Source organism: Sphingobium fuliginis (assembly GCF_015074805.1).
Classification (GTDB): Bacteria; Pseudomonadota; Alphaproteobacteria; order Sphingomonadales; family Sphingomonadaceae; genus Sphingobium; species Sphingobium fuliginis.
Genome location: NZ_CP060037.1, coordinates 1 through 25,607 on the forward strand (window position 1 = coordinate 1; position 25,607 = coordinate 25,607).

Genomic DNA, 25,607 nt, shown 5'->3' on the forward strand with positions numbered 1-25,607 from the left:
TTGGCTGCATCACTCGATATTGAGGGCACGCAGGATCTGCTGTCCGTCTCAACGCTTGCACAACGGACCAGCTCTGTTCTCGAGCGGCTCCGCGACTCTGCGCGTAGCGCCCGGGCGGACGAACGGCGCGAGCCCACCTTCCCGATCGGTAAAGCGGCCGAACTGGTCGGCCGGACCGCGGCGGCCATTCGCGAGGCCGAGAAGGACGGCCGCTTGCCGCCGCCTCCGCGAACCGAAAATAATCGGCGCGTCGGTTATACCCTGGCGCAGCTCAACGACATGCGGGGATTGTTCGGCACCCGGCCCTGGCGGGCTGCCACCGACCCCTGTTGCGTCATCGCGGTGCAGAACTTCAAGGGCGGGGTCGGGAAATCGACCCTATCGGTGCACTTGGCTCAATATCTCGCGATCAAGGGCTATCGGGTGGCTCTCATAGATTGCGACAGCCAGGCGTCGGCAACGACGCTCTTCGGCTATGTTCCCGACCTCGACCTGACCGAGGAGGACACGCTCTATCCGTTCCTGCGGCACGACGACATGGAGTCGCTCGACTATGCCTTGCGCAAGACCCACTTCGACGGTCTGGAGCTTGTCCCGGCCAATCTGCGGCTCTTCCAGTCGGAATATGAAATCGCGGCGCGCATGGCGCGGGGGCAGGGGAACCTGATCGACCGCATGGCGCAAGGCATTGCGAGCATTGCCGATCGGTTCGATGTCGTCGTTCTCGATCCGCCGCCTGCGCTCGGTGCGATCTCGCTTTCGGTGCTGCGTGCGGCCAATGCACTGGTCGTGCCAGTGCCGCCGACGGTGATGGACTTCTCGTCGACTGCAGCCTTCCTCGCCATGCTCGACGAGACCATCGAGACCCTGGCTGATCGCGGCTTGGCCCCGTCGCTGCAGTTTCTGCGCTTCGTGGCCTCCAAGGTCGACGAGAACAAGTCGATGCAGAAGGAATTGCTGAACCTGATGCGGACCCTTTTCGGCCACGCGATCGTGCGCACACCGCTCAAGGATTCGGCGGAAATCGACAATGCGACGGCGCGGCTGATGACGGTCTATGAGCTTGACGGACCTGTCACCAGTTCGGCGGTGCGCAACCGCTGCCTCGCCTATCTCGACGGCGTGAACAGTGAAATCGAGGTCGACATCCGGTCGATGTGGCCCAGCCATCTGGCGCGCTTGCGCAAGGAGGGCCTCGCCTGATGCGAGCAAAATTGCACCGGTGCAATTCCGGGTAGAAGGGGTGGATGATGAGCAAGAAAAACGCCAACTTCGCGGCTGATCTGGTCGCCGGAATCGACCCAGGGGCGCAAGCCCCAGCGGCGCGGCGCCCTGGCATCGGTGCGAGCGTCCTGGCGGGTCGAGAAAGCCGGCTCGCCGAATTGGCGACGGGCAGTGTCGTCTCACGCACCCATGAACTCGTTGATCCGGCACGTTGCCGGATGTGGGTCGGCCACAACCGCGAATATGCGCTGCTTAACGAGGAGCGGTGCGCCGATCTCATCGAAAGCATCAAGGCGCAGGGAAAACAGGAAATGCCTGCCATCGTCCGGCGGGTGAAGGACGATCCTGCTGTCGATTTCGAGGTGATCTGCGGCGCGCGCAGGCATTGGACGATCAGCTGGCTTCGTGCCCATAACTATCCGGATTTCCGCTTCCTCGTCGATATCCGTAGCCTTACCGACGAGGAGGCGTTCCGGCTTGCGGACCTGGAAAACCGGGCGCGCGATGATCTTACTGACCTGGAACGGGCGCGCGACTATTTGCGCGCCCTCGACGCCTATTACGAGGGGCGCCAGAAGGTCATGGCCGAGCGAATCAATGTGACGGAAAGCTGGCTTAGCCGTTATCTCGACCTTGCTCGGCTGCCGGCGGAACTGATGGCGGCCTTCGCCCTCCCGCAGGATCTGAGGATCAAGCATGTCACGGCGATCAAACCGCTTCTGAAACCGGAGGACCGGCGTCAGCGTGTATTTACTGAGGCGACGCGGCTCGCGGAGGCGCAGGCCAATCGCGGGATGCCGATGCCGGTTCCTGAGGTCATCCGCGCGCTCGCTCTGGCCGCCGATCCCCCCAAGAGGTCAGGTTCCCCCAAGAAGTCAGGAAAGCCGGAAACGATCGTGTCCGAAGGGGGAAAACCGCTGCTGAAAGTGGAGGCGGTGGATCGCAAGGGTCTCAAGCTAATCCTGCTTCCGCATGCCGGTGGTACGCGGGCTGAAGCGGAGGCCGCGTTGAAAGCCCTGCTCGATCAGCATTGGAGCTAGGACAATCTTCAGCGGTTCTGAGATGTGAGAGTTTTGTCTTCACATGTTAAATATGGACTGCCCAATGACTGCGGCCTTCCAGGATGACATTCGCGAGAATGAGATCATCGCGCCCCGTCGTCTGGCGGAGCGCCTGCGCTTCTCCATGGCGCATTTGGCTCGCGTTGCTCGCCTGGATCGTAAGGCCATGACTCTGTATCCCTCCGCCCCGACCGTGCAGATTAAACTGGAGGAAATAGCCCGAGTTATAACGCGAGCGGCAGAACTTGCAGGCGAAGAAGGCAAGGCGGTTATCTGGTTCAAGCATCAACCCCTTTCTGGAGTTGGGAAAACGGCTGCGGAATTGGTTGCGAATGGCGATATCGATATCGTCATGGAAGATCTCGATCGTATGGCTGCCGGGGTCTATTCCTGACAGGCGTCACTCGATGCCGAAAGGCTAGCTTGTCCGCAGGACCTTTAGGTGAATGTCTTCTTCTCGTAGACGGTGACAATCGCCCGGCCATCCCAAACGTAGCACAGGTGCCGCTCCTGTCGGCAGTTTGCGAGTAGGCGAGGGCGGAACACCGCGGCGCACTCGCCGTCGGTGTCGCGCACGCTTTGGTATACGATGCCATCCGAACCTTGCTCACGCAGGTGTCGGCCAAGCGCCTGACCGGCGGCATAGCTGTCCGGGGCATAGAGGGCAGGGCGTTCATCCCGCAGGCCGCGAATATCGTGGAGCATGGCGTCCAAGTCGACCGCGTAGACGCGCATGTCGAGTTCCTGCGCCGGTTCGTGGGTGTACGCCATGAAGCGGGTTCGGTGATGGCTCGTCTCGGCAACCGCAGTCTCGATGGTGTTGGCAGCATAGAACAACCCGAAACTGCCGTCACAGAATCGGCTGCCATCTGGATTGAGGTGGGTGAAGGCTGCCATGATTGCCGATGTCCCGGGTCCCGATACGCGGTCCTCCGATGGGACGAGCGCGAGGTCCCCGACCTCGTCGCGAAGCCGGTCGTTGGTCATCGCCTCGATCGCATAGACCGCTTCTAAATCGGCCGGATCCGCTACGTCTTCAAACAGCGATATGGGCGGGAACCGGCTTGCGACGATCCGATAGCACGGTTGCCACCGCACTTGCGTCGTCGCAATAGCATCCATCAGCCGCGCTGCGCGTCGATATATTGGCGCACCACGTAGAGATCGGCGACATTGCCCGAGGCCATCCGCTCGATCGCCGGGCGTCCGGCGAACAGCGGCGCCTCATTGGGTTTGCGTACCCATTCGTTGGCGGTACGGGGCAGGAGCATCTTCAGCCCCTTGTAGATCCCCATGACATAGGAGATGCGCTCCAGCGCATCCTTGGGAATCGCCGCGACGGCGCCGCGCTTCCAGGTCTGGAAGGTCGAGCGGCTTTCGAGCCCGAGAAGCTTCATCTGCTCGGCTTCCTTAAGGCCCCAGGCGTCGGCAATGCGGAAAAAGGTGCGCAGCGCCGGACCGCTCAGATCCTTGCGGCTAGGCGCTTTGGCGGGGACGCCGGAATGGGCAGCTGTGGCCATTGGCCATCTCCTTCTTTCTCTGTCTATGTATGATATCTGTACATAACGTCAAGAGGAGATCAGTTTTCATACACGCCTAATGCGCGCGAGGCCGCGTCAGGGATGGCCAGAACTGCCGGCGAGCAACCGGTCGATCTCGCCCATCGCCGCGTCGAACTCGGCGAGGGCCGGATGGGGGAGCGCGAGAGCGTGGTCCAGGGGTGCCGACAACCGATCCCTTCGCGGAGCTTCGGCGACCAGCAGAACCTTGCCCTTGATGCTCGCGCGCCGCGCGAGGCCCGCTGTGACTAGCGCGTCGCCGATCGCATAGGTGCCGCGCCGGCTGATCCCGAACGCCGAGGTCATCTGATCGAGCCCGAGCGGCGCAAAACCAGCGAGCAGGATCCACACCTGCGGTGCCCGCGCGCTCGAGCGCAGGTGCCCCAGCTGCTCGCGCATCAGCGCCGCGCGCCGTCGCGCTTTCGCGACCAGCTCTGCAAGCCGGGTAGCGCTGGCGTGGAGAGTTCGCGCTGAGACAATGGCGCGTTCGCCAGGCCAGAGCTGCGGCTGAAGCGTTTCGGCGGTCACCGCGCCGGGGCAGGGGAGGGCAAGCTGCCACGCGCCGCACGCGGTCAGCAGCCGCCCCAGCGAGGCATCGACCGCCCAGAGCGGTGTGCGCGGGGCGGCCTGCTCGATCGCCACCGCGCGGTTCCCAAGCGAACGGATGTGCACGGTGCGCTCCAGCAGCGCGAACAGCGGATCGGCGCGCAGCAGCGCGTACAGGTGGCCCAGACCCGCGAAGGGCAGGGGAATCTCGTCATCCGCGCCGGCCTGTTTCACCAGCGTGAGCGCTCTGCCGATCGCCTCCTCCGCCAGCGCATCTTCGGCTTGCATCGGGCGGTCGGCCCCGAAGCGAGCGGCCAGAGCGATGGTCTGCGCGGCGTCGGCAAGCGGTTCCCACGGATGATGGCTGAGTTCGCCCAGCAGGGCGCGGACCACGGCATAGGCGGAGCAGGCGGTGAGGGGCGTCTCTTGGGGGGCGCGATCGAGCCCGGCGAACCAGGCGTTGAACCGGTGTTCGGCGTCAGCAAATCCCGCCTGCGCCAAGGCCGAGAGGAGCACCTCGCGCAGCAGCCCTACGCAGAACAGCCGCTTTTCGGTATCGGTGAGGCCGGTGAGGAGCCCGTCGAGGCGGCCGAGCGCGAGCGCGCATTCCGCCTGCGCCTGGCCAAGCGCCTCGGGCGGAGCGTCGGTGTCGGCGGCGAGGGGATGGAAGCGCTCCATGCCGAATGTGTAGTGAATGCCAAAACACTGCACAACTGCTCGGAGGGTCCGTAAATGAACATGTGATAATTGCAGTTATCATATAAGCGGATTTGACGCCTCATTGTATGGTGGAGTACAGCGGCGGCATGGAAGCCAGTGCATCAGCCGGGCAAAAAAGCCTTGAAAACGGCGATTTCAACGCCGCTGCCGCGGTGACGGCGACCTTGCCACCGGCGACCATGCCCGAGCTTGCCTGGACAGCAACACAGATGCGGACGGAGACCCACATCGTCGTCAATGCGGAACTGATCGCCGCTTACCAGGCCGCCAGCTCGCCGCATTCGATCCGCGCGCTGAAATCCGATCTTGAGGCCTTCGACCTGTGGTGCCGACGCACGAAGCGGATCGCGTTACCAGCAACGCCGGAGATCGTCGCCGGCTACCTCGATGCACGATCAGAGCAGGGGGCCAAGCCTGCTTCTCTCGGCCGCTACAAGGCATCGATCGCTAAGATCCACCAGCTGCTCGACCTGAAGGACCCCACGCAGGCCGAGCTGGTCAAGCTGCGGCTGCGCGCGATCCGCCGGGAGAAGGGCAGCACGCAAGCCCAGGCGCGGCCGCTGCGGTTCAAGGGGCCGGTGAAGGACGTCGAGCACGATAAACCCCGTGGGATCAACGTCAAGGCACTCCTGGAGGCTTGCTCGGATGACTTGCCGGGGTTGCGGGACCGAGCGCTGTTGTCGGTCGCCTATGACAGCGGGCTGCGGGCCTCGGAGCTGGTGGCGATTGAGGTCGGGCAAATTCAGGGTGCGCTTGATCCTGAAGCGCGCTTGCTGGCGATTCCGCGAAGCAAAAGCGACCAGAAAGGTGAGGGAGCTACGGCCTTTCTGTCGCCGCGGTCGGTTCGTGTCATCGGTCCTGCAATTCTCCGCAAAAGTGGGCTTTGAAAATTCCCTAGTTGGTGGCCCCTTCATCTCATTCTGCCGGGGCTAGCCCCGGCAGAATGAGATGAGCCGACATCGTCCTCATCTCCTTTGCAGACGCGGAGACGGGGCCGATGATCCGACTTGGAGAATTGATGATGATCCTCGAGCTACATCGGCAGGGCGTATCCATATCAGCCATCGCCCGACGCACTGGCCGCGATCCCAAGACCATCCGCAAATATATCGAACGGGGCGTCGAAGCTCCGGTCTATGGCCCACGCGCATTGGGACGGCCGAACAAGCTGGCGCCCTATCTGGAATTTCTGCGCGAGCGGGTGGCGGCCTTTCCCGATCTGACAGCGGCGCGCCTGACGCGGGAAATCCGTGAGCTGGGTTATATGGGCGCCTATACTGCCGTGAAGCGGTTCCTGGCCGCGATCCGGCCGGAAAACGGCCCCAAGCCCTTCGAGGTGCGGTTCGAGACGCCGCCAGGCGTGCAGGCGCAGATCGACTTCGCCCGGTTCGTCGTTGATTTTACCGATGAGCCTGGCGTCAGCCGGATCGTCTGGCTGTTCAGCCTGGTGCTGGGGCATTCGCGCTTCCTGTTTGCACGCTATGTCATGCACCAGGATCTCCAAACCCTGTTGCGCTGCCATATGCAGGCTTTTGAAACGATCGGCGGTGTTCCGATCGAGATCCTCTACGATCGCATGAAAACCGCCGTGACGGGGGAGGATGATCAGGGCCATATCATCTACAATCGATCATTGCTGGCCCTGGCGCGGCATTACCGCTTCGTACCCCGCGCCTGCCGCCCCTATCGGGCCAAGACCAAGGGAAAGGTCGAGCGGCCGTTCAGCTATATCCGCAAGGACTTCTTCCTGGGCCGAAGCTTCCGCAATCTGGAAGATCTCAATGTCCAGCTGATAGACTGGCTCGATACCGTCGCCAACGTCCGTGTCCATGGCACGACGCAGCGGATCATTCTCGAAGCCTTTGCCGCCGAGCAGCCTGAGCTGCAACTGCTCCCAGCAGAGCGCTTCGATGCCGTGCTGAAGCTGGAGCGCCGCGTCAGCCACGACGGCATGGTCTCCGTCGGCGGCAACTATTACAGCGTTCCCGATCGCACCCGCCGCGTCGTCGAAATCCAGCAGTTGCCCGACAAGATCCGGATCATCGACCTGGGCCAGGTCATTGCCGAGCATCCTGTCCTGGAGGGGCGCCGACAGTACAGGATCGATCCTGTGCATCGAACCGGAGGCAGCGGGGCCAAGCGTCGTCACCACGCAAAGGATGCAATCACCATTGGCCGTATCGGCGAGCATGTCGCTGTGCGCTCCCTGGCGATCTATCAGGCGATCGGCAGCCAACTGGCCCGAGGAGAACGGCCATGAGCCATGGGGGTGCTGCGTCTCGCGTTGATAATATCCGCCGCAGTCTGGTCCATCTTAAAATGCCGCGCGCCCTGGAAATGCTCGACGCCACCCTGCGCGGGATCGAGCAGGGCAAGATCGATGGCGTTGAGGCGATCGACATATTGCTGAACGAAGAACTGTCGCTGCGGGAGAACCGCAGGATCAAGGCGGCCCTGCGCATGGCCAGGCTGCCGATCATCAAGACGCTGGACGGATATGACTTCTCCTTCCAGCCATCGCTCGACCGCAACCGGATCCTGGCGCTGGCCGGCCTCGACTTCATCAACCGGGCCGAGGTCGTGCATCTGCTGGGGCCGCCGGGCACCGGGAAAAGCCACATCGCGACCGCCCTCGCAGTCGAAGCCGTGAAGGCAGGCAAAAGCGTCTACTTCATCCCGCTTGCCGATCTGATCGCTGCGCTGGCCAAGGCTGAACGCGAAGGAACGTTGCGCGAAAGGATCCGCTTCCTGTGCCGCTCCTCCCTGCTCGTCGTCGATGAGATCGGATATCTCCCTGTCACGCCGGGCGGCGGCAACCTGTTCTTCCAGCTCGTCAACGCCCGATACGAAAAGGGCGCCATGATCCTCACATCCAACCGCGGCTTTGCGGAATGGGGGGATGTCTTTGGCGATCCTGTGGTGGCGACGGCCTTGTTGGACCGCCTCCTTCACCATGCCGTTGTCATCCAGATCGAGGGCTCGAGCTATCGTATGCGACAGCACGCCGACCTGCTGCCTGAGCATGCGCGCGCAACTCCATCCATCAACCCACCGCCCTTGCCGAAACGGCGCGGCCGACCACCAGCAAAGGAAAAGCCAGATCTCCATCACGGCTGATCACCGGCACAGACCGTCCCGCCAAACTAGGGAATTTTAGATGCCCACTTTTGCGGAATCTTCGGTGCCCGTTGACAGGCCTGCTCATCCAGGATCTGCATCGCCGGTCCCCCCAACGTAGCGCATCGAACAAGATATGCTTGATCCGCGACTCCCTAATGACAAGTCATACCTCATTACTCAGCCGAACGGCACCGCAACTTGTACAAGATCGGCTCGGCTTGCCCGATACAAGTACCGCTTTTTCGGGCAGGATAACGTGATGCCGAATTGAGTCGCGGAAGGGGGAGAAGATGGCGGACGAGCATAAGCTCAGCCCGGCGCTGCAGGCACAGGCCGACGCCGCATCGGTTTCGGCCGACGTCGCTGCCGCCCGCAGGGCGGTCGCCGAGGCGGACAGCGCGGAGCTGGATGCCGCAACCAAGGCGCTGAAGGCGCGGATTGGAGAGGCGACCGCCGGGCCATACAAAGGTGCGGTCGATATCGGCACCGATGCAGGGGTTGCCGAGATCAATCATCTCGCCCGCAAAAGCCTCGACACTCTCGCAGGCAAACTGTCCGCTCAGATCAGGACGGCGATCGGCTCGACCCCGGTGACCGTGCTGCTCACGAGCGCGGAAAGCCTCGCGCTGTTTCAACACGCCGATGCCCTCAACGCGCGGTGCTCTCTGGTCGAGAATGCGGTTTCAGGGGCACTCAAAGTCTCGAACGAGGCGCTACAGCGTGCCGCTCCATCAGCAGGAAACCGCCGGGCGGGGCTCGCCGCGCCGATCGCTGCGGCGGCCCTGATCCTCGGCGGTGTCGATGCGCTGCTGGGCTTCGCTCGAACCGACTACAAGGTCGGAGGTAGGGCGCTTGCTCCCTCAGATCGGAGCCTCCTGCTGGCGGTAGCGTCGACGCTTCGAGGCAATGGTCTGAAGGTGCTGGTCGACGGCTTCTCGCCGCCAGCCGCCGATACAGAACGAACCGCACTCGCGGCTCGCCTGGCTAAGCTTGCGGCCGACGCGGCGACCCTGAGGGCGCGTTCCGCCTATCATACCGGCGCGGTTGCCAGGATCGATGAAGGGCTGGAGGCGGCCAAGCAGGCAAGCGCAGGAGACAAAGGCGAGCAGGACACGCCACCGGACGATCTCGACGCCGATCCGCTAGGAGACCGCGCCGCGCACGAGGCGGCGCTCGGCGCGGCGAACGGCGCAGTGGCCTTGTTCGACACGCTGGCCGCCGCAATCCAAGCCGATGCCGGAGGCGTGCCGCTGCTCGAACGGGCGGCGGCCGAGGAGACGCTACGCAAAGCACTCGGAGCGACCGGACGCATCGTCACGGTGAAGCTCGACGGCGCCTGGGGCACGCACGTCTCCAAGCAGAACATCCTGAGCGTATCGCTCCGGTGAGGGCCACCTTGCGGTGATTGGCTGATATTTCGAGATGGCACCGGTGCAAGCACTGGTGTTTGCACCGGTACTAAGGACGGTGCGATGAGTCAGATCACGGTAATTTCGGGGCCGGAGCGGCGGCGGGTATGGACTGATCAACAGAAGCGGGAGTTGGTCGCGGCTGTTTCGGCGCCCGGCGCGAACGTGGCGGAGATTGCCCGCCGTGCTGATCTGCGGCCGAACCAGATCTACAGATGGCGGCGGCAGATGGAGCAGGCCGCCCAGGGCTTTGCAGAGGTGCAGGTGCACCTTGATCCGGCACCGGCCGTTGGGACAGCGATCATCGTGGAGTTCGAGCGGGCGATTGTGCGCATTCCTGCTGGCGCCTCGCCCGGGCTGGTGTCGGCAGTGCTGCGGTCGGTCAAGTCGTGATCCCAGTTCCCTCCGGCGTTCGGATATGGATCGCAACGGGGCATACGGACATGCGGCGCGGCATGCGCAGCCTGGCCCTGCAGGTGCAACAGAGTTTCGGCCGCGATCCGTTCGCGGGCGATCTCTACATTTTCAGGGGACGCCGCGGCGACCTATGCAAGGTGATCTGGCATGATGGCGTGGGCATGTCTCTTTATGCCAAGCGCTTGGAGCGCGGGAAGTACATCTGGCCCTCGGCCGTGGACGGCGTGATTGCTATTTCCCCCTCGCAGATGGCCTGCATGTTGGAGGCGATCGATTGGCGTAATCCGCAGGCCACATGGCGCCCGACATTGGCCGGATAAAAGGTCGATATTGCCTAAAAAGCTAGGGATTCCGGCGCCTTTCTGCTATACGCGCCGGCATGGGGGACGAGGCGCAAGCACAGATCGACAGCCTTCGCGAGCGGCTCGCGGCTGCCGAGGCTGTCGCCGCTGAAGTCGCCCGCATCAAGGCGATCAACGCCGACCTGGAAGCCCGCAACGCCCTTCTCGAACTGCAGAACGAGAAGATGCGCCGCACCCTTTTTGGCCAGCGATCCGAACGTACGCGCCATCTGCTCGACCAGATGGAACTGACCTTCGAGGAGTGCGAGACCGCTGCCAGCGAAGATGAGCTCCTTGCTGCCCTGGCAGCGGCGAAGACCAACGTTGCTCCGTTCGAGCGCAAGCGGCCCGCCCGCAAGCCCTTGCCCGAGCACCTGCCGCGCGAGCGCGTTGTCATCGCCGCGCCAGAGGCCTGCCCCTGCTGCGGCTCGGAACGGCTGTGCAAGCTGGGCGAGGATATTACCGAGACGCTTGAGGTCGTGCCGCGCCAGTGGAAGGTGGTCCAGACCGTGCGGGAGAAGTTCTCCTGCCGGGATTGTGAGAAGATCACCCAACCACCGGCGCCTTTCCACGTCACGCCCCGCGGGCTCTTTGGCCCCAGCTTCCTGGCGATGCTGCTGTTCGAGAAGTTCGGGGCGCATCAGCCGCTCAACCGCCAGCGTGACCGCTATGCCCGCGAGGGCGTGGAGCTGAGCCTTTCCACCCTGGCCGATCAGGTCGGCGCCTGCACCGCCGCGCTCATGCCGCTCTATCTGCTGATTGAAGCCCATGTCCTGGCCGCGGAGCGGCTGCATGGCGATGATACGACGGTGCCGGTGCTGGCAAAGACCAAGACCGATACGGGCCGGATCTGGACCTATGTCCGGGATGATCGACCTTTTGGCGGGCCCGCGCCGCCGGCAGCGATCTTCCATTACTCCCGCGACCGGCGGGGCGAGCATCCTGTGGGCCATCTGCGCAGTTGGAGAGGCATTCTTCAGGCCGATGCCTATGCCGGCTACAACGCGCTGTTCCATGCCGACCGCCTGCCGGCGCCGCTGACCCGCGCCCTGTGCTGGAGCCATGCGCGCCGCTATTTCTTCGAGCTGGCCGATGTCGCCGCGCAGCTCAAGAAGCGCCGCAAAAAGGCTGTCATCTCGCCGCTGGCGGTGGAGGCCGTCCGCCGCATCGACGCGATCTTCGACATCGAGCGCGCCATCAACGGCAGACCGGCCCAGGAGCGTCTCGCCCATCGGCAGGAACTCAGCGCACCGCTGGTCGCCGATCTGGAAGAATGGATGCGCGACAGCCGGTCGAAGCTATCGAAGAACAGCGATGTGGCCGAGGCCATGGATTACATGCTCAAGGCATGGCCTGCCTTCGCCGCGTTTCTCGACGACGGCCGCATATGCCTCTCGAACAACGCGGCGGAACGCGCGCTCAGGGGTATAGCATTGGGCAGAAAATCGTGGCTTTTCGCCGGTTCAGACCGCGGTGGCCAACGCACGGCCTTCATGCTCAGCCTCATCGGTACGGCGAAGCTCAATGACATCGATCCGCAGGCCTGGCTTGCCGACGTTCTCGCGCGCATCGCCGACATTCCCCAGAACCGTCTCCATGAACTGCTGCCATGGAATTGGCGCGCCGCCGAAGATCAACGCGAAGCAGCCTGAGCCGCGGCCCTCACCGGAAGCTTACTCCTGAGCGGCATGGGGCGCAGCATCCCACTCAAGGTCAGCGCCACGGTTGGCGCGAGCTGGGCGGTGTTCGGTTTACCCGAGGCTGAGTTGCTCGGCTCGGGCATCGCGACCGAGCGCCAACCCCTGGTCGGCATCGAGCATCAAGCCTGACGCGCCGATCGGCGGGAGAAGCCTAGTCCTGATCGGTCCTCGGCGCGCGGATGGTGTGGCCGATCTGCACAGACGCGACGGCATCGTCAGCATTGAGCGCCTCGAGCTTGCCGCGGAGCGTCTTGCCGGTGAAGAGTGTCTCATCGATGCGGGCGCGCACCTTCACGTCCTTCGGCACATAGTTAGGCTTTGTGACGCGAACCGCGATCTCGACTTCGTCGGTCGGCTTGAGCGACGCATCGCGCGAGACCGGAATCTGCACCCGCTTTAGCGAATTGGAGGAAATCGCAAGCTTCACCATCACCGATCAACCTTCGAACCCTGAGATTGGTTCACGCTACCTCTATCACACCGGCGCCTAAGAATCACTTGCTATTGTTGGCGCGGCCCCTCTTGGGGGTACTTTCCTCGACTCTGGCCCGCTTTCGCTTGCGGGACGGCGCCGCGGCTGCGCTCGTTGCGACCGCAGGCGGAGCAGCAGGAGCCGGCGCCGCCGCCGGCGGCGCGCGCCCAACATTGGCCATAGCGGCCGCAACGTCCAACTGGCCGTTCCCCCAGCGGCTATGCCAGCCCTGCGCGCCGGGTGCCGCGCGCAGATTACCGAGCAGGAGGGCATGCTGTTCGGCAGGGTTCAGCCCAATGCCGCGCGCCTGGGCTTCTGCCAGCAGCAGCGCCAGCGCGCCGGTGACCGCCGGGGCCGCCATGCTCGTACCGGACTTCAGGATGACGCCAGACTTTGTGCGGGAATGAGCGGCGCTGACGCTATGGCCAGGAGCAGACAGTTCCGGCTTTTGCCGACCGTCGCGGGTGGGCCCGGCGCTCGAGAACCATGATAGTGGCGTGCTCGGCTTGTGGGCGTCGTATGAACCGACGACAAAACTAAGCTGCCCGCACGAGATCGAGCCGATTGTATACTCATCGTCGATGTGGTCGAGGAAGGAAGCTTGCGAATTGTCATCGCGCTCGATCCAGGCATGGAACCCGCCGTCCGTTATGGTGCGGCCGGTAAGCCGGATGGTCCACGTGCCGGTTGGCAGGCTGTCGTCGATGAAGATGCCGATGACATTGTCGCCATTGTTCGGGTCGTTGAGCCGGTTGGCGACGAGAAGGACCACTTTGCCGCCGTCCTTGGCCTCTCCGTTCTGGCCGGGCTCCACCACGCCGAGCGAGCTGCCGTCGGGCATCAGTAGCTCGATTGCGATGCGGTCGGCGCCACCGTACCAGATTTCAAGCTCGTCCTGCCATCCGGTGCTCGGCGGCCGGTTCCACGTGATGTCTACGCTCCCGCCGGCAGCGAGCCGGCCGGAGGCGTGGATCTGGTCGCCGTAGGAGTTGCTGGCGGCGATCACGACGGCACGATTGGGCGCCTGACCGAGCAAGCGGTCAATGCCGCGCTCGACCAGCGTAGTGCCGTCGTGCGGCCCGCCATTGGTGCCCAAGCTTATGTTAACCACGCACGGTCGCGTGCCGGCCCGATCAAAGATGAACTGGACGGCTTCGAGCAGTCGGACGGAATCGCCGAAAGAGGTGCTGACCACGCCCGAGCCTTCCCAGACGATATCGTCAGACGAGACGTCGACGAAGACGATCGTCGCTTCCGGAGCGAAGCCGGCAACGCCCGAGCCCCCGCCGCTTCCGGCGGCGATGTCCATGACGTGGGTACCGTGGGTGCCTTGGCTGCCAGCGGAGTCGCGGGCCGGGCCGTAGCCCAGGGTCGTGTACGGAGTCTGCTGCCGCAGCGCTGCCTCGATCGCAGCGCGTTCGTAGAGCGCGCCGTAGCCAAAGGGCGCGGTGGGACTGTTGACGCCGCCCTGATGCCAGATCGCTTCGATACGGCTGCCGTTGGCGCTGCGGAAGTTGAGGTGCGCAAAGTCGCAACCGTAGTCGATGATGCCGACGACCGCGCCGGCGCCGCCGCGCGTGCTGAGCCCGCCACCGAGGCTTGCCGGGTCGCCGCGCGCCTGGGGCACGCTCGCGCTGAGCGCCGGGCGCAAATCCTGTGCGGCCTTCAGGCTGAGCACGAACGGCTGGCGCCGCACCGCCTCGATCCTGGCTAACGGGATGCGCCCCGTGACGATGGCCCCGTCGCTGTCCTGATTGGCGGGCAGGGCGACGCCGGGGCGCACCTCGCTCAGCGCCTCCCATGCCGCCACGTCGGAGACGCGAGCGAGAACCGCTACCTCGCCCGGGACCGTCGAGGCGGTGGCTGCCGTGGTGCCCCCGCTGCGGCGGATGGCGACCAGCTTCTGCAAACGCGGGTCGAGCGTGGGCGCTTCCGCCACTGCGATGGCCGTCGGGACGAGCGTGATATTCGGGTCCGGTGCCGCCTCGCCGGCGGCAACGGCTGCTGCTACGTTGGGGAGATCGTCGGTCGCATCAACGGCGCCGCCGCCAGCATCGCCGACCGCCGCTCCGACGCCGGGAACCCTGCGGGGCCGATCCTGCGTGTTCATCGCTCTCTGCTCCTCCGGCTAATATTTGACGCCTATAGGGGTGACTACACGAAAGTGACGCATCCGCACGCTAAGCGCGAACGTATGGTGAACGTTACGCGGCGAGCAACGAACTGATGGCGCGCAGTGGCCGCAGGACATCCGGATCGGGCCGATCTTCAACATTCCAGCTATAGTCGCCGGTGAGCGAGATATGTTCCCAGCCCAATGGCGCGACGTGACGTGCGATTTCGTCGGGCGTGCCGATATCAGCCAGCGCCACTTCGAGATAGCGGGTGTTCCACAGGATGATGGCGGCGACGAGCAGGTTGAGGCCGGAGGCGCGATAGGTCTGGTTCTCGAACCGCCGATCACGCAATTCGCCGAGCTGGTTGAAGAAGAGCGCGCGTGCGAGCGCGTTGCGGGCCTCGCCCTTGTTGAGGCCCGCCTGGGTACGCCGGCGCAGATCAATGTCGCGCAGCCAGTCGAGCATGAAGATCGAGCGTTCGAGGCGGCCCAGCTCGCGCATCGCGAGGGCCAGTCCGTTCTGTCGCGGATAGGCGGACAGGCGGCGAAGCATCGCCGAAGCGGTGGCGGTGCCGGTGCGTATCGATGTGGCGAACCGCAGCAGTTCATCCCAATGCGCCGCGACATGACCCAATGCGATCGGTTCGGCCGTCATGCCGGCAAGCAAGGGGCCGGCTTCCTGGCCGGGAAGGAGGTGCAAACGACGCTGCTTGATGTCGCGCAGGCGCGGCGCGAAGCGGTAGCCGAAGAAGGGCATAAGGCCGAACACATGGTCCGATGCACCGCCTGTATCGGTGTAGTGCTCCTCGATTGTCAGGCCGGTCTGCTGATACAGCAAGCCATCCAGCACATAGGGAGCTTCGCCGGCGGTCGCCGCGATTACCCGGGTCGCGAAGGGGTCATATCGATCCGAGACATGGGTGTAGAAGGCAACGCCCGGTTCGTTGCCGCTGCGCGCGTTGATGTCGCCGATTGCGGCGCCACGGCCCCCGGCATGGAATTGCTGTCCGTCGCTCGACGAGGTGGTGCCGTCTCCCCACAGCGCGGCGAGCGGCATGGCGCGATGGGCGTCGATCAGCCTTCCCAGCGCTTCACCATAGGCGGCCTCGCTGATGTGCCAGTCGTGGAGATGGGCGAGCTGGCGCAGGCTTGCGCCTCGGCAGGTTTCCGCCATGCGTGTGAGGCCGAGATTGATGCCATCGGCAAGGATGACGGTGAGCAGCGCATTGCGGTCGTCGGCCTCCCGGCCCGAACGCCGATGGATGAAGCATTCGCTGAACCCGGTCCAGGCATCGACCTCAAGCAGGAGATCGGTGATCTTCACGCGCGGCAGTCGGTCATAGGCAGCGCGACGGGCAATCTCGGTGGCGGGTGGCGTTGCCGCTTTCAGCGGCGAGATGATAAGGCCGCTTTCGTCAAGCCTGACCTGGGGCAGCTCGCCCTGTCGGGCGAGGACCGTCACCTGTTCGATCGCCGTGTCGAGCCTGGCGCGCCTTTCCTCGATATGACGATCGAAGTCCGTTTCGATGGCGAGCGGCAACGGCCCCTTCTCGCGAAGCGCGTCGAAGGTGGCCGGCGGGATGAGGTAGCTATCGAAATCGCGGAACTGGCGGCTTCCCGAGACCCATATGTCTCCCGCTCGCAACCGCTCCCGTAGCTGGGACAAGGCGCATAGTTCATAGGCGGCGCGATCGACGATGCCGTCCCGCAGGACGAACGGCCGCCATGCGGAGGGCACAAAGCGCAGCGGCACGCGATCAGGCAAGCGCCGTTTGCCGGTCCGGTATAGCTCCGCGATGATGGTAAGCGCCGACAGGAGTCCCTGCACCGCACCGGCGCCGCGAAATTCGAAGGTGTTGAGAAAGGCACCGGCAAAGAGCTTCACCGTGCGATGCCGCTCGATCAATTCAGCGGTGCGATCGACGGTTTCCGGTCGCCCGAGTACTTCGGCCCGCGCGACCGCCACGGCGAAGCGCTGCCAATCCAGCGCCTCGATCTGCGCCAGAGAGTCCACACCGTTGGTGCGCGCTTCGATGAGAATGCGGCAAGACCCTGTGAGCGTCCGGAGATGGCCTTGCAACTCGCGCACCGTCTTGAGGGCTTTGTCACGGGTCCGGTTCTCGGCGCGACGCGACATGCTGCCCAACAGCTTGTCGAACATCGTCAGGGTGGCATCGGTCAGGCTTTCCTCAAGACGGATGCCCTGCGCCGCCAGCGTCGCATGGCGGCGCAGGGCATTGAGTTCGCCAAGGTGCTGGGGTGTGATCCGGCTGCCTTCGTCCGCCAGCCTGTCAAAAGTCAAAGCCGGGATCATGTCGGCACGGGCGCGATCGAGATCCAGCGCGCGGATATGAGTGAGCCGTTCGATCAGGCGTAGGATGTTGCGCGCTGCCGGCGACTGTGGTGCATTGCGCAGCCAGGATAGCCATGTCGCGGCTTGCCCTGTTCGTCGGGCCAGCAGATCGTCCAGCCCCTGCAGCGTATCGGGCCGCAGGCCGTTCGTGAGCACTTCATAGGTAAGCTGTTCGGCCTGCTGGCGAGCACGCCGGAGTACCGCTTCGAGAACCGATGAAGAAGGCAGGAGGATCTGCCGGCGCCGAAGTTCGTCAACGATGACCCCCGCCATCTGGCCGGGGTGGACGATGGTCTGTGCGATCGGGATCGAGAATGCGACAACTTCGTGGAAAGCCTTGCGGTCGAAAATCCTGAACCCGTGCGATCGTCGGATTTCAACGAGATGTTCGCGACGGGTCTGGTCCCGATGGGCATAGTCCGCGAAGGCTTCGGGCGCGACGCCGAGTTGCTGCGCCACATAGGCGAGCACAGGAGCGGGCGGGACTTCACCCGCTTCCAGCGCACGGCCAGGCCATCTCATATAGAGTAGGAGCATCGCGTAGCCGAGCCGGGTGGCATCGCCGCGACGGCGGCCGACAATTTCCAGGTCGTCACCGGTCAGCGTATAGTGCCGCGCAATCTCGCGCTCATCGAGCGGCGCGCCATAATGCCCTGCCCAGATTTCCGCGCTCACCAGTCGCCGTCTCGCCAAGCACTATCTCCTTCCGCGTCCTTGTCCGTCAGACGGTCCTCTGGCGGCCAGCAGGAATATGTCCGTTAACTCTGGACCTATAACGGCGATTCGGACAAGATCAGATAATGATGGGAAAACGGACAGGATTGGGCTGCATGTGGCGTTGATCGGCTATGCGCGCGTCTCGACGGCAGACCAGAAGCTCTCACTCCAGCTCGACGCGCTGAACGCGGCCGGGTGCGACCGGATATTCGACGATCACGCATCTGGTGCAAAAGCCGATCGGCCCGGCCTGGCCGAGGCGCTCGCCTATCTGCGCAGCGGCGACACGCTGGTGGTTTGGAAACTCGACCGTCTTGGGCGCTCGATGAGCCATCTGATTGAGAAGGTCGGCGAGCTAGCGACGCGAGGTATCGGGTTCCGCTCGCTCACCGAGAACATCGACACCACCACTTCGGGCGGGATGCTGGTGTTCAACATCTTCGGCTCGCTTGCCCAGTTTGAGCGCGATCTGATCCGGGAGCGCACCCATGCAGGCCTCAAGGCCGCTCGCGAGCGAGGTCGCCCCGGTGGGCGGCGGCCAGTGGTCACACCTGACAAGCTCCGCAAGGCGCGCGAACATATCGCTTCCGGCCTCACAGTTCGCGAGGCCGCCGCGCGCCTCAAGATCGGCAAAACCGCCCTCTACAAAGCCCTCGAAGCCACGGAGAAGAACACAAAGTCCCAGCGTTCCCGGTCCGTTCGCTCTTAGCGTGCAGATAAGTCACTTTCGTGCAGTCACCCCTCTGTGTCGGCTCACGGCCTTTTTCCATTCCCGTTCATCGGGAGGGGGAAATTTGATCCGCAGCGGTTGCCGGGTGGTTTCGATCGAGACTGGGCGGACCTTGCGACCATAGCGTTTCGAACAGCTGGTGCAGTAGAAGCATCGGACTGCGTCGCGAAAATCATCGGTCCAACCTTTGCGGTGGAATTTCCACCACAGGCCATGGGGTTCGAACAGGCCCACCCGCCGGCAGCGGCATTCGACCTTGACCGTATAGCCCCAATGGGCGGCCTCGAAGATGGAGGTCGTCTGCCGATCATGATCGTGGGTGATGCCATCACGGGTTTGCATGTCTCACGCGCTCGTCCCAGGCTAAAGCGCCCAGCATATAGGGGCCATCATCGCGCCGGCCTTCGCGGATCTCGCGCAGGAAAGCGCGATTGTCGAAGCCGCGCTTCTCCAGCGCTTGCGCCACCGCCTCGCGGATATGATCGATATGGTCCATGGTCCGGTCCTCTGGCTTCACCACGGAATCTCATCATCGTCGACGAGCGCCGGATCCTTGCGGGGATCGACGGGCGGTGTCGTCGATTCGGTGCCGGGGGTCTCAAACAAGTCCGCTTGTTCTGGCGCCTCAGCCGACTTGGCGCCAAGCCGTAGACTGAGCTTTCGACGTTGCTGCATCGCGATTCTCCTCGATGATTTCAGGCCAGTCTCGACTGCCTCGATGGGGTGCGACTCCGGCCCATTGACTCTTAGCGCCTTTGGAACAAAAAAGGAACAAACAACCGCCGAGTCATAGGAGGCCCTTCATGACGGAAAGAGGGGCACGTCCCCATGTCGCTGCGCTGCGCGCAAAAATCGCCGAGATCGAGGGTGGTGATCGCCGGGCGCGGTCGGTGTTGCCGTTCGGGATCGAGGTGATCGATTCGAAGCTGCCGGGCGGCGGCCTGGCGCTGGGCGCGCTGCACGAAGTGGCGGGCGGCGCGCAGGGAGCGACCGATGGCGCTGCGGCCGCCTTGTTCGCAGCCGGCATTGTCGGGCGGATCAGCGGCAGCATCCTCTGGTGCATGACCCAGGCCGATCTGTTCGCCCCGGCCATCGCCCAAGCCGGGCTCGATCCCGACCGGGTCATCTATGTGGAAGCCCGCGACGAGACCGCGCTGCTTTCCTGTTTCGAGGAGGGGCTGCGCCATGGTGGTCTGGGTGGCGTGGTGGCCGAGGTCGCGCGGCTGTCGATGACCGCCTCGCGGCGATTGCAACTGGCGGCGGAAAGCACCGGCACGATCGGTATCGCGGTGCGCCGCTGGCGGCGATCGGCCGAAGCCTCGGACCTTGGGCAGCCGACGGCTGCGGCGACGCGCTGGCGGGTGACGGCGGTTCCCTCTGAGTTGCTGCCGGTGCCGGGTGTCGGGCGGCATCGCTGGTTCGTCGAACTCATCCGCTGCCGCGCGGGCGAGAGCGCTGATTTTCTGGTGGAAGCATGTGATGCGACAGGTTGTCTCGCTCTTCCTGCCGACCTGGCCGACCGATCGGCTGCGTCGCAGGCTTGGGCGGAACGCGCCGCCTCCTGACGCGGCGCTCGTCCTGGTCGGCATGGAGGGTAATCGCCGCGTGCTCACCGCGGCGAATGCGGCCGCGCGCGCGATCGGGCTCCATGCGGGCATGGCCGCGACCCAGGCGCAGGCGCTGGTGCCCGATCTGCTCATCATGGACGCAGACCTGGAGGCGGATAGGCAGGCGCTGGAGCGACTCGCCATCTGGTCGCTCCGCCGCTACGCCCCGATCATCGCGCTCGATCCGCCCGATGGGCTGATGCTCGACATCACCGGCGCGGACCATGCTCATGGGGGAGCTATGGGAGTGTTGCGCGACATATTGAAGCGCCTGGCCGAAGTGGAAACGGCGGGACGCGCCGTCTGCGCGCCGGCCTATGGCGCTGCCCATGCATTGGCGCGTTATGGCGCTGACCCCTTTCGTGTGGTCGACCCGCTGGAACTGGCCGATGCCATTGGCGATCTTCCGCTTGCCGCGCTACGCCTCGACCGTGCCACGATAATGTCGCTCAGCAAGCTCGGCCTCGAAACCATTGCCGATCTGGAGGCCATGCCGCGCGCCTCGCTCGCGCTGCGGTTCGGGTCCAAGCCGGGCCAACGGCTCGACCAGGCCTATGGTCGGGCATCGGAACCCTTCGAGCCCATTGCCGCGCCCGAGCGCATCGAGGTCGAGCGGCGTTTTGCCGAACCGATCGGCGCGCCCGAGACGCTGGCGCGCTACACGCACAAGCTGGTGGACCAGCTCTGCCAGCAGTTGGAGGAGGCGGGGGTGGGCGCCCGCCGACTCGACCTGCGTTTCCATCGCGTCGACAATGGGATCGAGGCGATCCGTGCCGGGCTTGCAAGGCCCAGCCGGGACCGCAAGCAGATGGGGCGACTGCTCTGCGACCGGATCGAGACGGTCGATCCGGGGTTCGGGGTGGAGCGCATGTTGCTGGCGGCGCCGGCGGTCGAGCCTTTGCGTTTCCGCACCATCTCCAACCTTGGCGATGTGCCGGTGCCCGATGTGGCCGCGCTGGTCGACATATTGGGCAACAGGGTAGGGGAGGAGCGGCTCTATCGCTATGCCGCGCGGGAGAGCGATATCCCCGAACGGTCGGTGACCAGGATCGCGCCCATGGCCGATCCGACGCTGCTCCGCTGGCCCGAGCGCTGGCCGCGCCCGGCGCGGCTGTTCGCGCGGCCTGAACCGATCGACACCATGGCGCTGCTTCCCGATCATCCTCCGGTCCATTTTATCTGGCGCGGCATCCGGCGGCGGGTGAAGCGGGCCGATGGCCCGGAACGCATCTATGGCGAATGGCATATGAGCGAAGCGGAGTGGCTCAGCGTCCGGGATTATTTCCTTCTCGAGGATGAAACAGGCGCGCGCTACTGGGTGTTCCGACAGGGTGACGGCATGGACAGCGCGACCGGCGGACAGGGCTGGTTCCTGCATGGGCTTTTTGGCTGAACACCAATGCCCTGTTGCCCTGCCAATGTGGGTTGATCATAGGCCTTTGAAATGGACGAAAAAGTGAAGGACCAGATTCTGCGCGCCACGGAGCGCGCGCCGCAATGGTTGCGCAATGACCTTGCCTCCAAGGATGCGGGCGTGCGCGCGCAAGCGGAGGAGATCCTTGCGACGACGATCGCTAACGCGCTGGCCAATGGAACCGGCGCGCCCGCGGAGGATTAGGGGCGCAGATTCGTTGGAGCCTGGGATGATGCGTGCCGTGGAGATTGCCGTGCCTGCGCTTCCTCTCCTCGCTATCCTTATGCTGATGGGATCTTCGGCGGCTCAAGCTGTCGATCATCACAAAGCTCTACGTGTCGTGTGCGCGCAGGGCCGCAGCTTTGGGCTTAGGATCGAAGGTCGGCAGGCGCATGTGCAACTGGCCGACAGCGAGCTGGTGCTCGTCCGCAAGCCTTCGTCGCTGGGTCAGCATTTTCGCAACGGGGACGCGACGCTGATCCTCGACGATGACTATGTCGCCTTTGTCCAGCGCGGTGACTGGGGCTGGCAGGATTGCCATATCGACCAGCCTTCCGGTTCAGATCGGTGACGAATCCATCTTGAATTGCTACGGAAAAGGCATAGCTTCAGCTTGTCGCCCCACTCTTGGAGCGACATCTCCCCTCAACCTCGGCCCCGCCGTTGAGTTAGGCTCCGGCGGGGATCCTTTTATCCTGGACCGATGGTGCCGACAGCGGCAGCATCGCGCTCAAATTGGCGGAGTGACCGCCGTGCCCGTTGACTCTCTGCCCATTGGAACAAATAGCGAACATATGCGCTATGATGTGAGAATCGGCAGGTGCCGCCATGCGATATGCTGAACTCCAATGCGCCTCGCATTTCTCCTTCCTGCGCGGGGCATCGAGCTGCGAGGAGCTGTTCACCCAGGCGGAAGCCTGTGGCCTCGACGCCCTCGCCATTACCGATCGTAACAGCCTGGCCGGAATCGTGCGCGCTCATGAGGCAGCAAAGGTCACCGGCGTCCGGTTGATCGTCGGTTGCCGGCTCGATCTTGCCGAAGGTCAGTCGCTGCTGGTCTATCCCATCGACCGATCCGGCTATGCCCATCTCTGCCGGTTGCTCAGCCGCGGCAAAAAGCGGGGCGGGAAGGGCAAGTGCATCATCGGCTGGGACGATGTCGCGGATTTTGCCGAAGGGCTGCTCGCCATATTGCTGCCCGGCGAGGTGGAGGAGGCGCAAGCCGTGATTTCGCGCTTCGCCAGGATCTTTGCCGGACGAGGCTATCTGGCGCTGACGCTGCGCCGGCGGCCGGGCGATCAACTGCGGCTGCACAATCTCTCCAACCTGGCCGCACGGCATGCGGTGCCGACGGTGATCACCGGCGATGTTCTCTATCATCATCCGCACCGCCGGGTGCTCCAGGAGGTGATGACCTGCACCCGTCATCGCTGCACGATCGATGAACTCGGCGCCCGCCGCGAACTGTATGCCGACCGCTATTTGATGCCGGCTGCGGAAATGCACCGTCTCTACGGTCGCTATCCCCAGGCGCTGGCGCGGACGCTCGAAATTGCCGACCGCTGCCGCTTCTCGCTCGACGAGCTCAAATATCAATATCCGGAAGAAGCCAGCATAACGGGCCTGACGCCGCAGGCGGCGCTGGAGCAGATGAGCTGGGAGGCGGCCAAGGTCCGCTATCCCGAGGGCGTGCCTGACAAGGTCGCGCGCCTGCTGCGCCACGAACTGGGGCTGATCGCAGAGCTTGGCTATGCGCCCTATTTTCTGACGGTGAACTCCATCGTCCGCTTCGCACGCAGCCGGGACATTCTCTGCCAGGGGCGGGGATCGGCCGCCAACAGTGCGGTCTGCTATGTCCTGGGCATCACCTCGATCGACCCCGAACGTTCCGACCTGCTGTTCGAGCGGTTCATCAGCCAGGAGCGGAAGGAGCCGCCCGATATCGACGTCGACTTCGAGCATGAGCGGCGCGAGATCGTCATGCAATGGGTGTTCGACACCTATGGCCGCGACCATAGCGCGCTTTGTTCGACCGTCATCCGCTACCGCGCCAAGGGCGCGATCAAGGATGTCGGCAAGGCGCTGGGCCTGTCGGAAGATCTGATCAAGGCGCTTTCCGGGCAGGTCTGGGGGTGGAGCGAGGAGGGCGTGCAGGAGCGCCATGCCGAGGAGCTCAATCTCAATCTCTCCGACCGGCGGTTGCGTCTGGCGCTCGATCTTGCGCGCGAACTGATCGGCACGCCGCGGCATTTGTCGCAGCATCCCGGCGGCTTTGTCCTGACCCATGACCGGCTTGATGAGCTGGTGCCGATCGAACCAGCGGCCATGGCGGACCGGCAGGTGATCGAATGGGACAAGGATGATATCGATGCGCTCAAATTTATGAAGGTCGATTGCCTGGCGCTGGGCATGCTGACGGCGATGAAGCGCGGGTTTGATTTTCTGGAACAACATAAGGGAATCCGCATGGACCTGGCTTCGATCCCGCCCGAGGATCCGCGCACCTATGCGATGATCCGCGCCGCCGACACGCTGGGCGCCTTCCAGATCGAGAGCCGGGCGCAGATGGCGATGCTCCCGCATATCAAGCCGCGCACTTTCTATGATCTGGTGATCGAGGTGGCGATCGTAAGGCCCGGCCCCATCCAGGGGGATATGGTCCATCCCTATCTGCGCCGCCGGGCGGGCAAGGAGAAGGTCGAATACCCCAAGCCCGAACTGGAAAAGGTGCTGGGCAAGACGCTGGGCGTGCCGCTGTTCCAGGAACAGGCGATGCGGGTCGCGATCGAATGCGCAGGGTTCACCGCATCCGAGGCCGACCAGCTGCGGCGCGCCATGGCGACGTTCAAGTTCACCGGCGGCGTCTCGAAATTCAAGGAAAAGCTGGTGAGCGGCATGGTCGAGCGCGGTTACACGGCGGAGTTTGCCGAGAAGACCTTCGGGCAGCTCGAGGGCTTTGGCAGTTATGGGTTCCCGGAAAGCCATGCGGCGTCGTTCGCGCTGATCGCCTATGCGTCCTGCTGGCTCAAATGCTGGCATCCTGAGATTTTCTGTGCGAGCCTGCTGAATGCCCAACCCATGGGCTTTTATGCACCGGCACAGATCGTGGCCGATGCCCGCGCGCACCGGGTGGAAGTGCGGCCGGTCTGCATCAATGCTTCCCGCTGGGATTGTACGCTGGAGCCGGCGGATGGGGATCGGTTCGCGGTGCGGCTCGGCATGCGGATGGTCACGGGGCTGAAAGAGGCTGACGCCGCTCGGATCATCGTGGCGCGGGCGGATGAACCGTTTGTCAGCGTAGAGGAGCTATGGCGTCGGGTCGGGGTAGGGATAGGCTCGCTGAACCGGCTGGCGGAAGCCGATGCGTTTCGCGGGTCGATGCGCCTGGCGCGGCGGGAGGCGCTTTGGGCGATCAAGGCGCTGCGCGACGAGCAATTGCCACTGTTTGCTGCCGCTGACGCGCGGGAGAACGGGCTCGTCCAGGAAATTGTCGAGCAGCCCGTCGCGCTGCGGCCGATGAGCGAGGGGAGGGAGGTGGTCGAGGATTATGGCCATGTCGGCCTCACCCTCCGGCAGCATCCGGTGTCGTTCCTGCGCGAGGAATTGCTGCGGCAGAAGATGGTGCCTTGCAGTGCGCTCGATCGCACCAAAGACGGGCGCTATATCTGGCTGGCCGGACTGGTGCTGGTCCGGCAGCGGCCGGGATCGGCCAAGGGCGTCATGTTCATCACCATCGAGGATGAGAGCGGGATCGCCAATCTCATCATCTGGCCGCGCATGTTCGAGCAGAACCGGCGGATCGTCATGGGGGCGCGGATGATGGGACTCTATGGGCAGGTGCAACGTGAGGGCGAGGTTGTCCATGTGATCGCGAAGAAGCTCATCGACTTGTCGCCGTTGCTGGGTTCGCTGGGTCAGAGATGGGAAGCTGGCCCTTCCTCACTCGGTCCAGACGACAGAGCGCTCAGCCACGTCGGTCCTGACACTGGGGCGGTTTTGGCTGGTCCGCCCAACCCACGGGACATCCTCGTGAGAGATCTGCACATCGATCAGGTCCGCGACCGGCCATTGATAAAGAGCAGAAATTTCCATTGAAGCTAT

General features: G+C 64.2%; 25 protein-coding genes and 1 pseudogene. 17 read left to right on the forward strand and 9 right to left on the reverse strand.

Annotated elements, in window-relative coordinates:
* The 3 genes from H5V43_RS21380 to H5V43_RS21390 all read left to right on the forward strand — a co-directional run bounded on the left by H5V43_RS21380 (window position 1) and on the right by H5V43_RS21390 (window position 2,679).
* The gene (locus H5V43_RS21380; RefSeq protein WP_017183651.1) at window positions 1-1,203 is read left to right on the forward strand and encodes an AAA family ATPase; all 1,203 of its coding nucleotides are present in this window, start codon (window positions 1-3) and stop codon (window positions 1,201-1,203) included.
* 47 nt (window positions 1,204-1,250) lie between these two features.
* Entirely contained in the window at window positions 1,251-2,264 is a 1,014-nt protein-coding gene (locus H5V43_RS21385; RefSeq protein ID WP_017183652.1) for a ParB/RepB/Spo0J family partition protein, read from the forward strand.
* 64 nt (window positions 2,265-2,328) lie between these two features.
* Complete coding sequence (locus H5V43_RS21390) at window positions 2,329-2,679, forward strand: hypothetical protein (RefSeq protein ID WP_017183653.1); 351 nt, start codon at window positions 2,329-2,331, stop codon at window positions 2,677-2,679.
* 44 nt (window positions 2,680-2,723) lie between these two features.
* On the opposite strand, the gene H5V43_RS21395 is transcribed toward H5V43_RS21390, so the two are convergent.
* From H5V43_RS21395 to H5V43_RS21405, 3 genes are all read right to left on the reverse strand, one after another.
* Window positions 2,724-3,407 carry an RES family NAD+ phosphorylase gene (locus tag H5V43_RS21395; RefSeq protein ID WP_017183654.1) on the reverse strand — a complete coding sequence of 228 codons (684 nt, stop codon included), beginning with the start codon at window positions 3,405-3,407 and terminating at the stop codon, window positions 2,724-2,726.
* Window positions 3,407-3,805, reverse strand: coding sequence for an antitoxin Xre-like helix-turn-helix domain-containing protein (locus H5V43_RS21400; RefSeq protein ID WP_017183655.1), 399 nt, complete (start codon window positions 3,803-3,805; stop codon window positions 3,407-3,409). Before H5V43_RS21400 ends, H5V43_RS21395 begins: the two co-directional genes overlap by 1 nt.
* Window positions 3,806-3,901: 96 nt before the next feature.
* Complete coding sequence (locus H5V43_RS21405) at window positions 3,902-5,068, reverse strand: hypothetical protein (protein ID WP_017183656.1); 1,167 nt, start codon at window positions 5,066-5,068, stop codon at window positions 3,902-3,904.
* Between the two features lie 221 nt (window positions 5,069-5,289).
* On the opposite strand from H5V43_RS21405, the pseudogene H5V43_RS21410 reads away from it, so the two are divergent.
* The 8 genes and pseudogenes from H5V43_RS21410 to H5V43_RS21445 form a co-directional block, all read left to right on the forward strand.
* Window positions 5,290-5,964 (forward strand): annotated as a pseudogene (locus tag H5V43_RS21410) (tyrosine-type recombinase/integrase); the annotation flags it as partial.
* Window positions 5,965-6,107: 143 nt separating this feature from the next.
* Entirely contained in the window at window positions 6,108-7,370 is a 1,263-nt protein-coding gene (gene istA / locus H5V43_RS21415) for an IS21 family transposase (RefSeq protein ID WP_013041153.1), read from the forward strand.
* Window positions 7,367-8,227, forward strand: coding sequence for an IS21-like element helper ATPase IstB (istB, locus tag H5V43_RS21420; protein ID WP_013041154.1), 861 nt, complete (start codon window positions 7,367-7,369; stop codon window positions 8,225-8,227). The genes istA and istB overlap by 4 nt, the downstream gene beginning before the upstream one ends.
* Before the next feature lie 293 nt (window positions 8,228-8,520).
* A complete protein-coding gene (locus H5V43_RS21425; RefSeq protein ID WP_193666904.1) occupies window positions 8,521-9,618 on the forward strand; it encodes a hypothetical protein in 1,098 nt (365 codons plus the stop codon).
* A gap of 84 nt (window positions 9,619-9,702) precedes the next feature.
* Window positions 9,703-10,032: a transposase gene (locus H5V43_RS21430; RefSeq protein ID WP_025550095.1), complete on the forward strand. Its 330-nt coding sequence runs from the start codon at window positions 9,703-9,705 to the stop codon at window positions 10,030-10,032.
* Complete coding sequence (gene tnpB / locus H5V43_RS21435) at window positions 10,029-10,376, forward strand: IS66 family insertion sequence element accessory protein TnpB (protein WP_037487503.1); 348 nt, start codon at window positions 10,029-10,031, stop codon at window positions 10,374-10,376. The genes H5V43_RS21430 and tnpB overlap by 4 nt, the downstream gene beginning before the upstream one ends.
* A gap of 59 nt (window positions 10,377-10,435) precedes the next feature.
* Window positions 10,436-12,049, forward strand: a complete 1,614-nt coding sequence (gene tnpC / locus H5V43_RS21440) for an IS66 family transposase (protein WP_044660291.1) — start codon at window positions 10,436-10,438, stop codon at window positions 12,047-12,049.
* 36 nt (window positions 12,050-12,085) lie between these two features.
* Window positions 12,086-12,226 carry a hypothetical protein gene (locus H5V43_RS21445; RefSeq protein WP_157846892.1) on the forward strand — a complete coding sequence of 47 codons (141 nt, stop codon included), beginning with the start codon at window positions 12,086-12,088 and terminating at the stop codon, window positions 12,224-12,226.
* Window positions 12,227-12,248: 22 nt separating this feature from the next.
* On the opposite strand, the gene H5V43_RS21450 is transcribed toward H5V43_RS21445, so the two are convergent.
* From H5V43_RS21450 to H5V43_RS21460, 3 genes are all read right to left on the reverse strand, one after another.
* Window positions 12,249-12,527, reverse strand: a complete 279-nt coding sequence (locus H5V43_RS21450) for a hypothetical protein (RefSeq protein ID WP_025552265.1) — start codon at window positions 12,525-12,527, stop codon at window positions 12,249-12,251.
* Window positions 12,528-12,591: 64 nt separating this feature from the next.
* Window positions 12,592-14,679 carry a S8 family serine peptidase gene (locus tag H5V43_RS21455; RefSeq protein WP_130030152.1) on the reverse strand — a complete coding sequence of 696 codons (2,088 nt, stop codon included), beginning with the start codon at window positions 14,677-14,679 and terminating at the stop codon, window positions 12,592-12,594.
* A 94-nt stretch (window positions 14,680-14,773) separates the two neighbouring features.
* Window positions 14,774-17,731, reverse strand: coding sequence for a Tn3 family transposase (locus H5V43_RS21460; protein WP_011627729.1), 2,958 nt, complete (start codon window positions 17,729-17,731; stop codon window positions 14,774-14,776).
* A 139-nt stretch (window positions 17,732-17,870) separates the two neighbouring features.
* On the opposite strand from H5V43_RS21460, the gene H5V43_RS21465 reads away from it, so the two are divergent.
* Complete coding sequence (locus H5V43_RS21465; RefSeq protein ID WP_013039114.1) at window positions 17,871-18,464, forward strand: recombinase family protein; 594 nt, start codon at window positions 17,871-17,873, stop codon at window positions 18,462-18,464.
* A gap of 12 nt (window positions 18,465-18,476) precedes the next feature.
* Here the strand turns inward: H5V43_RS21465 and H5V43_RS21470 are convergent, their stop codons facing one another.
* From H5V43_RS21470 to H5V43_RS21480, 3 genes are read right to left on the reverse strand one after another with little or no spacing between them, the layout of a single operon-like run.
* The gene (locus H5V43_RS21470) at window positions 18,477-18,827 is read right to left on the reverse strand and encodes a hypothetical protein (RefSeq protein WP_025547073.1); all 351 of its coding nucleotides are present in this window, start codon (window positions 18,825-18,827) and stop codon (window positions 18,477-18,479) included.
* Entirely contained in the window at window positions 18,814-19,005 is a 192-nt protein-coding gene (locus tag H5V43_RS21475) for a hypothetical protein (RefSeq protein WP_128830664.1), read from the reverse strand. Before H5V43_RS21475 ends, H5V43_RS21470 begins: the two co-directional genes overlap by 14 nt.
* On the reverse strand, window positions 18,999-19,160 hold the full coding sequence (locus H5V43_RS21480) for a hypothetical protein (protein WP_157846831.1): 162 nt from the start codon (window positions 19,158-19,160) through the stop codon (window positions 18,999-19,001). The genes H5V43_RS21475 and H5V43_RS21480 overlap by 7 nt, the downstream gene beginning before the upstream one ends.
* Window positions 19,161-19,288: 128 nt before the next feature.
* On the opposite strand from H5V43_RS21480, the gene H5V43_RS21485 reads away from it, so the two are divergent.
* From H5V43_RS21485 to H5V43_RS21505, 5 genes are all read left to right on the forward strand, one after another.
* Entirely contained in the window at window positions 19,289-20,050 is a 762-nt protein-coding gene (locus tag H5V43_RS21485) for an ImuA family protein (protein ID WP_025547075.1), read from the forward strand.
* Window positions 19,965-21,485 (forward strand): Y-family DNA polymerase, encoded by a 1,521-nt coding sequence (locus H5V43_RS21490; protein ID WP_025547077.1) that lies wholly within the window; start codon window positions 19,965-19,967, stop codon window positions 21,483-21,485. The genes H5V43_RS21485 and H5V43_RS21490 overlap by 86 nt, the downstream gene beginning before the upstream one ends.
* 63 nt (window positions 21,486-21,548) lie before the next feature.
* Complete coding sequence (locus H5V43_RS21495; RefSeq protein WP_162195970.1) at window positions 21,549-21,710, forward strand: DUF6771 family protein; 162 nt, start codon at window positions 21,549-21,551, stop codon at window positions 21,708-21,710.
* Between the two features lie 25 nt (window positions 21,711-21,735).
* The gene (locus H5V43_RS21500) at window positions 21,736-22,077 is read left to right on the forward strand and encodes a hypothetical protein (protein WP_025547078.1); all 342 of its coding nucleotides are present in this window, start codon (window positions 21,736-21,738) and stop codon (window positions 22,075-22,077) included.
* Window positions 22,078-22,334: 257 nt separating this feature from the next.
* Complete coding sequence (locus H5V43_RS21505) at window positions 22,335-25,601, forward strand: error-prone DNA polymerase (protein WP_025547079.1); 3,267 nt, start codon at window positions 22,335-22,337, stop codon at window positions 25,599-25,601.
* Window positions 25,602-25,607 lie beyond the last annotated feature (6 nt).

Coding starts and splice junctions, on each gene's coding strand:
- H5V43_RS21385 (WP_017183652.1), top strand. CDS start 1,251: ATGAGCAAGAAAAACGCCAACTTCGCGGCTGATCTGGTCGCCGGAATC.
- H5V43_RS21390 (WP_017183653.1), top strand. CDS start 2,329: ATGACTGCGGCCTTCCAGGATGACATTCGCGAGAATGAGATCATCGCG.
- H5V43_RS21395 (WP_017183654.1), bottom strand. CDS start 3,407: ATGGATGCTATTGCGACGACGCAAGTGCGGTGGCAACCGTGCTATCGG.
- H5V43_RS21400 (WP_017183655.1), bottom strand. CDS start 3,805: ATGGCCACAGCTGCCCATTCCGGCGTCCCCGCCAAAGCGCCTAGCCGC.
- H5V43_RS21405 (WP_017183656.1), bottom strand. CDS start 5,068: ATGGAGCGCTTCCATCCCCTCGCCGCCGACACCGACGCTCCGCCCGAG.
- istA (WP_013041153.1), top strand. CDS start 6,108: ATGATCCGACTTGGAGAATTGATGATGATCCTCGAGCTACATCGGCAG.
- istB (WP_013041154.1), top strand. CDS start 7,367: ATGAGCCATGGGGGTGCTGCGTCTCGCGTTGATAATATCCGCCGCAGT.
- H5V43_RS21425 (WP_193666904.1), top strand. CDS start 8,521: ATGGCGGACGAGCATAAGCTCAGCCCGGCGCTGCAGGCACAGGCCGAC.
- H5V43_RS21430 (WP_025550095.1), top strand. CDS start 9,703: ATGAGTCAGATCACGGTAATTTCGGGGCCGGAGCGGCGGCGGGTATGG.
- tnpC (WP_044660291.1), top strand. CDS start 10,436: ATGGGGGACGAGGCGCAAGCACAGATCGACAGCCTTCGCGAGCGGCTC.
- H5V43_RS21445 (WP_157846892.1), top strand. CDS start 12,086: ATGGGGCGCAGCATCCCACTCAAGGTCAGCGCCACGGTTGGCGCGAGC.
- H5V43_RS21450 (WP_025552265.1), bottom strand. CDS start 12,527: ATGGTGAAGCTTGCGATTTCCTCCAATTCGCTAAAGCGGGTGCAGATT.
- H5V43_RS21455 (WP_130030152.1), bottom strand. CDS start 14,679: ATGAACACGCAGGATCGGCCCCGCAGGGTTCCCGGCGTCGGAGCGGCG.
- H5V43_RS21470 (WP_025547073.1), bottom strand. CDS start 18,827: ATGCAAACCCGTGATGGCATCACCCACGATCATGATCGGCAGACGACC.
- H5V43_RS21480 (WP_157846831.1), bottom strand. CDS start 19,160: ATGCAGCAACGTCGAAAGCTCAGTCTACGGCTTGGCGCCAAGTCGGCT.
- H5V43_RS21485 (WP_025547075.1), top strand. CDS start 19,289: ATGACGGAAAGAGGGGCACGTCCCCATGTCGCTGCGCTGCGCGCAAAA.
- H5V43_RS21490 (WP_025547077.1), top strand. CDS start 19,965: ATGCGACAGGTTGTCTCGCTCTTCCTGCCGACCTGGCCGACCGATCGG.
- H5V43_RS21500 (WP_025547078.1), top strand. CDS start 21,736: ATGATGCGTGCCGTGGAGATTGCCGTGCCTGCGCTTCCTCTCCTCGCT.
- H5V43_RS21505 (WP_025547079.1), top strand. CDS start 22,335: ATGCGATATGCTGAACTCCAATGCGCCTCGCATTTCTCCTTCCTGCGC.